Source organism: Brevundimonas sp., from assembly GCF_032107865.1.
Classification (GTDB): domain Bacteria; phylum Pseudomonadota; class Alphaproteobacteria; order Caulobacterales; family Caulobacteraceae; genus Brevundimonas.
The window spans coordinates 1-10,168 of record NZ_DAMCNG010000093.1 but is presented as its reverse complement, the minus strand read 5'-3'; the positions used below and the strand labels follow the sequence as shown (position 1 = coordinate 10,168).

Annotated in this window: 13 protein-coding genes and 1 pseudogene; 8 read left to right on the top strand and 6 right to left on the bottom strand. The window is 68.3% G+C overall.

Going from position 1 to position 10,168, the window contains the following annotated elements:
* Positions 1–692: cyanophycin synthetase family protein (locus tag RT567_RS09320; protein ID WP_409516162.1), on the bottom strand; the 692-nt coding region annotated here is incomplete at its 3' end.
* A 2-nt stretch (positions 693–694) separates the two neighbouring features.
* The gene (locus tag RT567_RS09315; RefSeq protein ID WP_313575991.1) at positions 695–886 is read right to left on the bottom strand and encodes a hypothetical protein; all 192 of its coding nucleotides are present in this window, start codon (positions 884–886) and stop codon (positions 695–697) included.
* A 309-nt stretch (positions 887–1,195) separates the two neighbouring features.
* Here RT567_RS09315 and RT567_RS09310 point away from each other — a divergent pair, with 309 nt between their 5' ends.
* The 6 genes from RT567_RS09310 to RT567_RS09285 all read left to right on the top strand — a co-directional run bounded on the left by RT567_RS09310 (position 1,196) and on the right by RT567_RS09285 (position 5,212).
* Entirely contained in the window at positions 1,196–1,960 is a 765-nt protein-coding gene (locus RT567_RS09310; protein ID WP_313044708.1) for an iron-containing redox enzyme family protein, read from the top strand.
* Entirely contained in the window at positions 1,957–2,883 is a 927-nt protein-coding gene (locus RT567_RS09305) for a methyltransferase (protein ID WP_313575990.1), read from the top strand. The genes RT567_RS09310 and RT567_RS09305 overlap by 4 nt, the downstream gene beginning before the upstream one ends.
* A gap of 92 nt (positions 2,884–2,975) precedes the next feature.
* The gene (locus RT567_RS09300; protein WP_313044706.1) at positions 2,976–3,503 is read left to right on the top strand and encodes a hemerythrin domain-containing protein; all 528 of its coding nucleotides are present in this window, start codon (positions 2,976–2,978) and stop codon (positions 3,501–3,503) included.
* A 6-nt stretch (positions 3,504–3,509) separates the two neighbouring features.
* Positions 3,510–4,115, top strand: a complete 606-nt coding sequence (locus RT567_RS09295; RefSeq protein ID WP_312205560.1) for an isochorismatase family cysteine hydrolase — start codon at positions 3,510–3,512, stop codon at positions 4,113–4,115.
* A gap of 85 nt (positions 4,116–4,200) precedes the next feature.
* The gene (locus RT567_RS09290; protein WP_312205561.1) at positions 4,201–4,998 is read left to right on the top strand and encodes a Crp/Fnr family transcriptional regulator; all 798 of its coding nucleotides are present in this window, start codon (positions 4,201–4,203) and stop codon (positions 4,996–4,998) included.
* 25 nt (positions 4,999–5,023) lie between these two features.
* Positions 5,024–5,212, top strand: a complete 189-nt coding sequence (locus RT567_RS09285; protein WP_312205562.1) for a hypothetical protein — start codon at positions 5,024–5,026, stop codon at positions 5,210–5,212.
* 382 nt (positions 5,213–5,594) lie between these two features.
* On the opposite strand, the gene RT567_RS09280 is transcribed toward RT567_RS09285, so the two are convergent.
* Positions 5,595–6,866: an FAD-dependent oxidoreductase gene (locus tag RT567_RS09280; protein ID WP_313044705.1), complete on the bottom strand. Its 1,272-nt coding sequence runs from the start codon at positions 6,864–6,866 to the stop codon at positions 5,595–5,597.
* 365 nt (positions 6,867–7,231) lie between these two features.
* On the opposite strand from RT567_RS09280, the gene RT567_RS09275 reads away from it, so the two are divergent.
* Positions 7,232–7,552 (top strand): hypothetical protein, encoded by a 321-nt coding sequence (locus tag RT567_RS09275; RefSeq protein WP_312205369.1) that lies wholly within the window; start codon positions 7,232–7,234, stop codon positions 7,550–7,552.
* Here the strand turns inward: RT567_RS09275 and RT567_RS09270 are convergent.
* Both RT567_RS09270 and RT567_RS09265 read right to left on the bottom strand, forming a co-directional pair.
* Positions 7,549–8,172, bottom strand: a complete 624-nt coding sequence (locus tag RT567_RS09270; protein ID WP_313044734.1) for a Crp/Fnr family transcriptional regulator — start codon at positions 8,170–8,172, stop codon at positions 7,549–7,551. The two genes, RT567_RS09275 and RT567_RS09270, sit on opposite strands and share 4 nt — an antisense overlap.
* A 169-nt stretch (positions 8,173–8,341) precedes the next feature.
* Positions 8,342–8,572, bottom strand: coding sequence for a hypothetical protein (locus RT567_RS09265; protein ID WP_312205370.1), 231 nt, complete (start codon positions 8,570–8,572; stop codon positions 8,342–8,344).
* A 182-nt stretch (positions 8,573–8,754) separates the two neighbouring features.
* Here RT567_RS09265 and RT567_RS09260 point away from each other — a divergent pair, with 182 nt between their 5' ends.
* Entirely contained in the window at positions 8,755–9,543 is a 789-nt protein-coding gene (locus RT567_RS09260; RefSeq protein ID WP_313575987.1) for a Crp/Fnr family transcriptional regulator, read from the top strand.
* 342 nt (positions 9,544–9,885) lie between these two features.
* On the opposite strand, the pseudogene RT567_RS09255 reads toward RT567_RS09260, so the two are convergent.
* Positions 9,886–10,168, bottom strand: a pseudogene (locus RT567_RS09255) (hypothetical protein); the annotation flags it as partial.

The following is a 10,168-nucleotide window of genomic DNA, read 5'->3' as shown; positions in this document are numbered from 1 at the left end:
ACGCTAGCGCGCAGGCGCCTCTGCCGCGCGCCCCATCCCAGACGCAGGAGACTCCCGGTGTTGAGGCGCTCCACAGGAATCCCCCGACGTCGCGCGGCGTCGACCAGGGCCTGGGTGGAGGGTCCGAACGCCGTCCGGCGCACCGCATCGCGGAGAATGGCCGCCGCCTCGTCGGCCTGGACGGCGCCCGGCAGGCGCGGATCGAGACTGTCCGCGCAGACCCGGTCCAGGCCGCCGATCCCGGCAAGCGCCTCCGGCAGCAGGGCGTCGCAAAGCTGCAGGGCCAGTCGCCCGGCCAGAAGGGCCGTGGTCTCGTCGCGATAGGTGAAGAGGATGTCGTAGACGCCCGTCTGGCCGCGTACCGAACGCGTCTTGCCCCGGGTGACAGGGGTTCCCGCGCGGGTCTGCAGTTCCAGGGCGACGTGCTCCACCACGTGGCCGAACCAGGTCCCGTCGCGCAGACGACGGACAAATCCGCCCGGCTCCCCGTAGCAGCATCCGTGTCTATCCAGGCCGGGAAGCGCCTCCAGCAGGCGCGTCGAAAAATCGCCCAGCCGATCCGTCGGCCAGTCCTCCATCCGCCCCAGATCCAGGCGGATCCGCACCATGGGCCTGGCGCTGTACAGATGGGGGCCGCGATAGAGGCTCCGCTCCAGAACCTGCATCGCCCGCTCGCCGCTCGTCGTCGCCACCTTCATGCGGCCAGCTCGCGAGGCGCTTCCTCGGTCATTCCGCCCACCAGGGCGCGAACCACCATGGCGGCGGCCACGGCCCGTGACGGGGCCTGGCCGCAGACAAGGGCCGCCCCGGCTCCCGGGCCCGTCAAGGCCCAGTTCCAGGTCTCCCCGACCTGGCTGATCGTCCATCCAAATCCAGCCTGATTCATTCGGCGCCTCCCTGAAGGACTGGATGAACCGACGGTCACGGACGCAGTTCCACTGTCTGAAACCCGACACGCAGACAGGGATTTCGCCGCCACGAGAGCCTCTGGGAACCCGGGGTCGCGGCAAGGCGTATGGCAGTCCCCAAGTCACAGGAGCCTTTCATGTCGTCAGAGGGTCCAGCCCCGCTCCCCGCCTCCGAATCTTCGGACCCGGCGGGCTTTCATCGTCGGTTGGCGCATTGGAACCACCGTCGGCTCGCCCCGGCCACGCCGCGCCCTGCCTGGCGCGACGATCTCCGCCATGATGCGGAGATGATGCTGGTCGAGGGCGACTTCATCGAACGCGCCCGGGCCGAGGCCGCGCCCTGGCTCGCCGACCTCCCCGCCACGGCCGACGCCTTCGTCGCCTGGTTCGAGGCGCTCAAGGGATCCGGCCCCGGCGAGGCGGACCCGCTCTTCCCCTGGCTGGCCGAGACGGCCTCCATGGAAGAGATGCGCTGGTTCCTGCTGCAGGAGGTGGCCGGCGAAGCCGGCTTCGAGGACCTGGTGGCGATGGCCCAGGTCAAGATGCCGACCCGTCCCAAGCTCGAGCTGGCGCGCAACTACTGGGACGAAATGGGCCGTGGGTCGGAAGCCGGCATGCACGGTCCGATGCTGGACCGTCTCGCCGCGGCGCTCGACCTGAAGCCCCGGATCGAGGAAACCGTGTGGCCGTCCCTCGCCCTCGGCAACACCCTCGTCGCCTTCTCCACCCAGAGACGCTACGCCTACCATGCCCTTGGGGCCCTGGGGGCGGTCGAGCTCACGGCCCCCTGGCGAGCCGCCCATGTGGCCGAGGGCCTGAAGCGGCTCGGCGTCGGGGTGGAGCGCAAGTATTTCGCCCTTCACGCCACCCTGGACATCGCCCATTCCGAAGCCTGGAACGAGGAAGTGCTTCGTCCGCTGGCGGCGGAGCGGCCGGAGTGCGTCCGCGCCCTGGCCGAGGGGGCGATCATGCGGCTAATGGCCGGCGCTCGCTGTTTCAACGCCTACCGAACCCATCTCTGGGACCAGGCCCCTCTGCGTCGCTCCGCGTGACGGCGCAGGTCCCTGCGCCCGACGACGCCGCCCTCCTTGAGCTTCTTTCCCGCCTGGAAGCCGCCGGATATGACTTCGTCTCGCCCACCCCGGCCGTCCATGGCCTGGTCGCGCGGCGGCGCCGGGCGGGCGAGGCCGACCTCCTCCGCGACGTCCTGGGCTGGGGCCGCGCCTTCCATGCCGAAACCGCCCCCGCATGGCTTCTGGACGTCCTGACAGAGGCCGACGCCCTCAGGGAAGACGCCGACGGTTTGCGCGCCCGGCTTCGGGTGAGCCGTCTGGACGGACGCCTGCACCTGCATTCCGCCTCTTCCGCAGACGAGCAGGCCGTCTTCCTCGGACCCGACAGCTATCGCTACGTCCGCTTCCTGCGCCAGGCCCTGTCCGGCGTCTCGTGGCGAAAGGCGCTGGAGATCGGGGTCGGCGCCGGAGCCGGCGCCCTCGCGATCGCCGCCCTTGATCCGGAAGCCGGTGTCGTCGCGACCGACATCAACCCCCAGGCCCTTCGCCTCTGCCGCCTCAACGCCCGACATGCCCGTCTCCCGATCGATCTCCGGCCAGGCGGGTTTCCCGCTGAGGGCGTCTGGGACCTGATCGCCGCCAACCCTCCCTATATGGCGGGGCGTAGCGGACGGCTGTACCGCGACGGCGGCGGTCAGTACGGCGCGGAGGTCGCTCTGGAGTGGGCGAAAGAAGCCCTCTACCGCCTCGCGCCCGGCGGACGCCTCCTGCTCTACACCGGCGCCCCGGTCGTGGCCGGCCAGGACCTGGTGCGCACCGCCCTCGCCACCCTGGCCGGCCGGCGCGGGGCGCGGCTGGTCTATGAGGAGATTGATCCTGACGTCTTCGGGGCCAGCCTCGCACGGGCCTCCTATGCCGAGGTCGAGCGCATCGCCGCCGTCGGCGCCGTCGTCACCGTCTGACGACGGTCGACGGCTGAGTCGGCTACCGGTCTCTGCGACCGTTCTGTTCGCGGATCGTTAGGCCTGACTGAAGCCCCAGGGAGAAGCAGGACATGTCCGTCATCGACAAGGCCCTCGCGGCCATCACGCCCGCCCCCTCGTCGGAAAAGAGGGCCGCGGCTGCCGCGGCCGCGCGGGCCGCGGCTGTTCCAGGAGACTGGCTGTCTACAGCCCTGGATCATCATGAGGCGATCCGGGCGGCGTTTCAGTCCGGACGAGAGGCGGCTCCGGGCGAGGAGCGTCTGGCGGCGCGGGACGCCCTGGCCCTTGTCCTCAATGGTCACAGCCTGGCGGAGGAACTGGTGCTCTATCCGGCCATGGCCCGCCACGGCCACAAGAGCCAGGCCGGACTGGCCTATGGCGAGCAGACCGCCGCCAAGATGCAGATGGCTGAACTGGAGACCATCGCGCCGGACTCGCAGGCATGGCTCGACAAGTGGGAACATGTCGAGGGCGCCGTCCTGACCCATATGTACGAAGAAGAGCACGGGTGGTTTCTCCACCTGAAAGCCCATGCCGAGGATCAGGATCGACTGAAGATCCGCTTTCTCCAGGAATTCGATCGTTACGTCGGCGGCTGACCCACAATGTCGCCCACGGCTTCCGGACATCCTGCGGGCGACCGCCCCGCCCTGCTGATCATAGACATGATCAACGACCTGGAATTCGAGGGCGCTGCGGCGATTCTGGACCAGGCCGAAGCCGCGAGCCTCGTCATCCGCGACCTTCGTGCGACCGCCCGCCGCTGCGGCGCGCCGGTCATCTACGTCAATGACAACTTCGATCGATGGTCTGAAGACCGGCGGCAGATCGTCGAGCGGGCCTGTCGCGCGGGCGCGCGCGGGGCGTCGATCTCCCGACGTCTGGCGCCCGCCGACGATGACGTTTTCATCATCAAGCCCCAGCAGTCGGGCTTCTACGGCACAGGCTTGCCGGTGCTCCTGCCCTCCCTCGGCGCGACCCGCCTGGTTCTCGTGGGGCTCGCCGCGGATCTCTGCCTCCTGTTTACGGCCGCGGACGCCCATATGCGTTCCTATGATCTCTGGACGCCACGCGACGGTCTCGTGCCCTCCCGCCCCGCGAGATTGGAACCTGCGCTGGAGATTCTCTCCGACGGTCTTGGCGCAGACACCGGCCCCGCAGCCTGCCTGGACGCGAAATTCTGGACCAGCGGCGCATCGGCCGGCGCCTGATTTCCGCATCCGGCCTGCGCGAAACGCGCGAAAACCAACCTATGTGAAGAACTGGTCGTCGAAGCCATGCTGTTGGTCGAAGGCCATGAAGAATCAGTCGGATACAGGTCTTGAAGCCCGCCTCACCGCCCCCCTGGAGCGGATGCTGGCCAGCTTCGCCCCGATCGGGGTGGAGGGGACCGCCCTGATCCGCAGCGGTTTCACAGGCGCGCCCCAGCAGCAGCCCTCCGGCGCCGCCATTCCCATGGACCCCGAGCGCAACCAGGCCCGGCTGGTGGCGAGCGGCTGGATCGCGCGCGGCGCCATGCTGAACGACGGACGACGTCAGATCGTCGGCCTCAGCCTGCCCGGCGACGTCATCGTGGCCTCGGGATCGGTCGACGCCGATCTCCAGGTCTGGGCCTTGACCGAGATCGTCACGGTGGACGCCACCCCCTTCTGGACCACGCTTTCCGAGCCCGGGACCCAGGCCTCTCCCCTGACGGACGCCTGGCGTCGCTGTCGGACGGCGGAACGCCTGCGCATGGCGCGCCAGGTCGTCCGGCTCGGGCGGCTTAACGCCTACGAACGCACGGCCCACCTGCTGCTCGAACTGCACGAGCGTCAGGTCCGTCTCGGGTCCGCGCGTGGCGGCGCCCTCCATCTGCCCCTGACGCAGGACGTGCTCGCCGACATCCTCGGCCTGAGCGCAGTCCACATGAACCGTACCCTCCAGCAGCTTCGACGCAATGTTCTCGTCGACTACAGGGCGGGACGCACCGTGCTACAGGATCTGCCCGGCCTCGTTGAGGCGGCCAACCTCAGCGCCGTCTGCGGACCGCTCATTCCCCAGCCTTCTGAGGGCCTGGCGAGGCCGGAACCGGTTGGACCCCGGACGGGTTGACCTCACGCCTACTCGCGAGGACGCCATGACCCGAAGCCCTGACCAGCCGCCCCGACCGGACCCGGAGGACAATACCGACCCCACGGTGACGGCGCCGGCCCGTACGGACGGACGCTCCGACGGCCTGGAGGAAAAAAAGCCCATCCGGATCTTCCGCGCCGGCCAGAACGCGGGCGGAGACACCCGTTCCACCGCCGCCTCGACCCGGACCTAGAGCGCGACCGACGCGCGAGTCGCCTGATCGCTCAACCTTCAGATCACGACACGCTCCCAAAGGCGCCTTGGACCGAGCTGGATTCGGCCCGCCTATCCGAAGATGACGTGCGATCGGTCGCGAGGCGTCGCCGATCTTCCTAACCCATGTTGTTGGGCGCCCCTGCGCACAGGGTCAGGATGGCTTCATGTCGAAAGCCGGATCCCCAGCGATACGACCAGGCGGCCTTCTTGGCTGGCTGCTCGCTCTCGTCTTCGGTCGGACGCCCTTGATGCGTCGGTCCGGCCGGACCCGCAGCCGGGTCTCGCCCCGGCGAACGACGCCGACCGGGCGCGCCTGACCCGCCGAGCCGTCTCCTGGCCGACCAGGCGGGGGCTTTTCATCAATGCAGTTTGAGTCGGCCCGAGACCCGTCGGTGGAACAACCGGCTCAGGGCCAGCAACACGGTTCTGCGCAGACCGACGACCACCCGGTGGTGCTCGAGGTGAAGAGCCATATAGGCCCAACGCGCGAGAAGCCCCTCGATCAGGAAGTCGGGGCCGACGAGTCCGCCCATCAGCGAGCCCAGCCCATGACCCGGGCCGAGGGAGATGAGGGAGCCCTTGTCGCGGTATTGATAGGACCCGGGATCCCCGGGCCGCGTCAGGGCTTTCGCCAGATAGGCGGCCTCCTGGGATGCGGCCTGGGCCCTGGCCGGAACGGGGCGGCCATCAGGCCCCGGCGCCTCTGCGCAGTCACCCATGGCGTAGACGCCGGAAGCGGAGGTGCGGAGGCGATCGTCCACGACGAACTGGTTGAGACGACCCGTAGCCAGGCCGAAGGTCCTGTTGACCTCGGCCGCCTTCACCCCGGCGGCCCAGACAATCAGGTCGGCCGGAATCTCGCCGACGCTGGTCTCGAGGCCGTCCGCCCTCACCCGCGTCACGCGCGCCCCGACGGCGAGCCTGACGCCGCGCGCCTGCAGCGCCCGGGCCGCCTTGTCCGCTACGGCCTCGGGCAAGCCCCCGAGTATGCGAGGCGCGGCCTCCGCAATGGTCACCTCCAGCGTGAAACGCTCGGTGGGGTCGAGCGCCGCCGATAGGACCGCATGTCCTTCCAGAAGCTCCGTGGAGAGTTCGACCCCCGTCGCGCCGGCCCCGACGATGGCGATCCTGAGCAGACGGCGACCGTCATAGGCGGATGACAGGAAGAGCGCGGCGAGCCGCCGGTGAAAGGCCTCTGCGTCCGCCACGTCCTCGAGCAGACAGGCGTGTTCCGCCGCGCCGGGGGTGTCGAACAGATGGCTCCCGGCGCCCGTCGCGAGAACCAGGCGTTCGAAATCCAGCGACCGCGCCCCGATCAGCAGGGCGCCGTCGACGTCGCGGGTTTCCGCCAGACGTAGGCGGCGCGCGACGGGGTCGAGGCCTTTGACCTCGCCCAGCATGAACCTGAAATGATTGCGGCGCGCGAGCATCAGATAGTCGAGGCCTTCCTGCCTCGAGTCCAGCGAGCCCGCCGCGACTTCATGAAGGGAGGGTTTCCACAGATGAAACACCGCCCGGTCTATGAGGAGCACTTTCCGAGGCCCTTCGTGAGGGCCCAGCCGGCGTCCGAGAAGGGCGGCCAGCTCCAGGCCGCCTGCGCCGCCGCCCACGATCACGATCTGGTTCTGCATCGTGAAACAATCCCTGCCGCCAGCACGGGTTGCGAAAAGACCAGCGCCCCGCCTCCCGGTCCGGATTCAAGGCATGCGCTTCGTCCCCTCCTTCGTCAGTGACCCAAAGCGGTCTCTGGGCGCCGGGGCGCGGACGACTGGCTTTCATTCTCGTCCCTGGTCCAGAAAGAAGGAGGTTCTGAACATGCTCGCCGAGTTCCGCTATCTCGACAGCCGTTCAAGGACTGTCTTGAATCGGCTGCGGGCGCGGACCGCCCGGCCGAACTCTGCCGGCTGTTCGCCATCGTCTCCATCATCCGCGAGGAACTGCTCTACCCCCGCTATGTCGATATCACCGCACGATCGTCGACGACCTGATCGCGATCATGGACCTGATGCGGGTCATAGCCGGCGAGGTCGATACCGCGGCTCCGTTCGAAATCCTGGCGACGCGCGCCTGGATCCGGCAATTGCGCCGACTATGGCGAGACCACGCCGCCCTGGAAAAGGGGGCGAACGGCCCCCTGGAGCGGCTCGGCTCCCTGCCCCGAGACAAATATTGCGAGACAGACCTGAAGGAGCGGCTAGCCGGGCTGGACAGTCTTTCGGACGTGCCCGTTTCGGAGCCGATTTCCCTATGGAAATTTCGCAGCCATCGCCGCCCGTCGGGTCGTGTGATCGGCGGCTTCGAGCTTGACCCATCCTAGACCGGCGCCCTTGTCAGTCTCAGATAGGTGGGGTCGAACTCCGCCTGCCTGACCAGGCCGTCCCAGTCGCAGATTTCGATGGCGCGCCCTGTCCATTTGACCAGGTCCGCGCCCCGGAGCTGGGCGATGGAACGATTGACGTGGACGTCCGACAGGCCGAGGACGTCTGCAAGCACGGCCTGACTGAGTGGAAGCTCCATCCTTCCGCTTCCCGCGCGATGGACAATCTCCAGGCGACGATAGAGTTCGCACAGGAGATGGGCGAGCCGCGCCACGGCGGTCCGGCGCCCCAAGCCTGCGATCCATTGCCGGTGCACGGCAGCGTCGATCAGGGTGTCCATCCAGAGCAGCCGGGTCAGATGGGGTTCGGTCTCTGTCAGCCGGCGCAGGTCCTCATGGGGTGACCGCGCCACCGTGCAGCTCGTGAGAGCGGCCACCCCGTGATCCATGGGGTTCATCAGCAGACTGTGCAGGTCGACGAAGTCGCCGGGCACGTTCAGTTCGGTGATCTGCCGGGAACCGTTCATCAGCACGACATATCGGGCGGCGAAGCCGTCGAGGATCAGGGTGCTGTGCCCGGGCGATGAATGCTGCCGGACGATGTCGCTTCCCGCCGGAATGACGACCGGGGGCTGAAGAAGCTCTCCAAGAACCGCCTTCTCCCGCCCGGAGAGTTCATCACGGCGCGACAGCTTCTGGATCAGGGGACTGATCAGGACGGTCTCCTAGCCAAAGGGTGCTCCGTGATAATCCCCGGGCGCCGGACGCGTTCCGTCTGCGGCCCCGCTGTCAGGACCTCGGGCTGGTCCCGCCACCCGCCGTCGCGACCCCCCTGGTGTCCGTCGAGACGTTGAACCGCAGTTCCCCGTCCTCAAACACCCTGGCTTCCTGAAAGGTCCGGCTCGCGCCCAGACGCCGCTTCACCTGGGCGATCGCCGCCTGCGCCTCTTCGGCGACGACGGACTCGGTTCTCAGCACGCCGGTCCCACGTGCGCTGTAGCAGACGGTGTATAGGGTCATGTCGCCTCCTGTTCCGGAAGCTCAATTCGGCGCCTTGCCCCTCGTTCCTTGTGCACGGCGCCGGACACAGGCGGAAAACACTTCGCCCGCTGCAATCACCCTTTCCAGTCTCCTCCCGCTTTTCCTAACCCATGTAAGTGCGGCTCGCGCCCGGTGCGTCACTCTGTGCTCAGGAGTCCGACATGCAAACTATGATCAGCCTCACCAATACAGGTTGCGGTCTTCATCGTCCGCACCTGGACTTGATCGACCATCCTGTCTTCCAGGCGCTCCCGCGCAGCATCCAGTCGATCGCCCAGGCTCACAGCCGGCTGATGACGATCCCTGCCGGCGAGCCCCTTGTGGAAACCGGCTTTCTCTCCTTTGTTCTCGCAGGCGTTCTGGGCCTCTTCCCCCACGGCGACCGCATCTGCGTCGCGACCGTCGTCGCCGGGTCGGTTCACGGATGGGACCACGCCCTTGAGCCCGACGCCGACCGGCCAACGGCCAAGGCCCTGATCGACACCACCTTTTGCCGCGTGCCCGCCGACTGCGTGGTCGACGGCCTCGGCCGCGACTGGCTGAACCGTCTGGTCGCCCGGCAGTCCTCCAGACGACTGAGCGGGCTGGCCGCCGAAGCGGCCTGCAACGCCTCCCACCTAGTCCAGGAGCGGCTGGCGAAGTGGCTGGTCCGGCTGCATTGCGGGGCCAATGGCGCGCCCCTCCGCCTGACCCAGGCCGATTTCGGCGCCATGCTCGGCGTGCAGAGGACCAGCGTCAACGCCGCCGCTGGACGCCTGCAGTCCCTGGGTCTGGTTCGGTTCGGACGTGGAAAGGTCCAGATCCTCGACCTCGCCGGTCTGCGCGCCGTGTCCTGCGGCTGCGGCGACAGCAGGACGCCCTCGGCGACCATGGTCGTCGCCCCGCAACGCCCTGCTGAACCTGCAAGCTGGTTCTCCAACGATGCTCGTCAACGGGATACAGCCGCCTGATCAGGGACGACCGGAGCGACCGATGCTGAGCGGCCTGCTGCCTCCTTCAGCAGGCCGCCCCGTCCTCCTCGAAGAAGATCCTGGCCCGCCAGCACGACGCCGGTCGCGATGAGCAAGCCAGCGCAGAAGCCGACAACCACTAGCCTCCAGGCGCGCCGTCTGCGACCTGGGCGGCCCCTGTCGGGAAAAGCAAGGACGACGCCCATGTATCCGGCCCTTGTCTAGACCGGGAACGCCGTAAGACGCCCCAAGGGCGGAAATGTCGTATGGGCGACACCGCCATCCGAACAAAAGAGGGGCGCCGCTCCGGTCAGGAGAGACGCCCGGGATTGTTGACCGGCGTCAGCGGTAGCGCGCGCGTTCGGCTCTGATCTGTTCCGGACTGTAGGGTTCACCCTGCGGATCGAATTCGGTCCAGCCTGTCTGGCGGTAGACGCCGCCTCGCGTGACAGCATCCAGGCCCCGACGATTGTCCAGAATGGTCTCGATCCGCGCGCGATCCGCATCGGACGCCCTGACGCTGACGAGCGTGCCGCCGCGCCGAACGCCCTCGGCATAGACGTGAGCGTCTTCGTCGCCGTGGCCGGCTTCCTTGAGCGCGCCGAGAAGACCGCCAGTCGCGCCG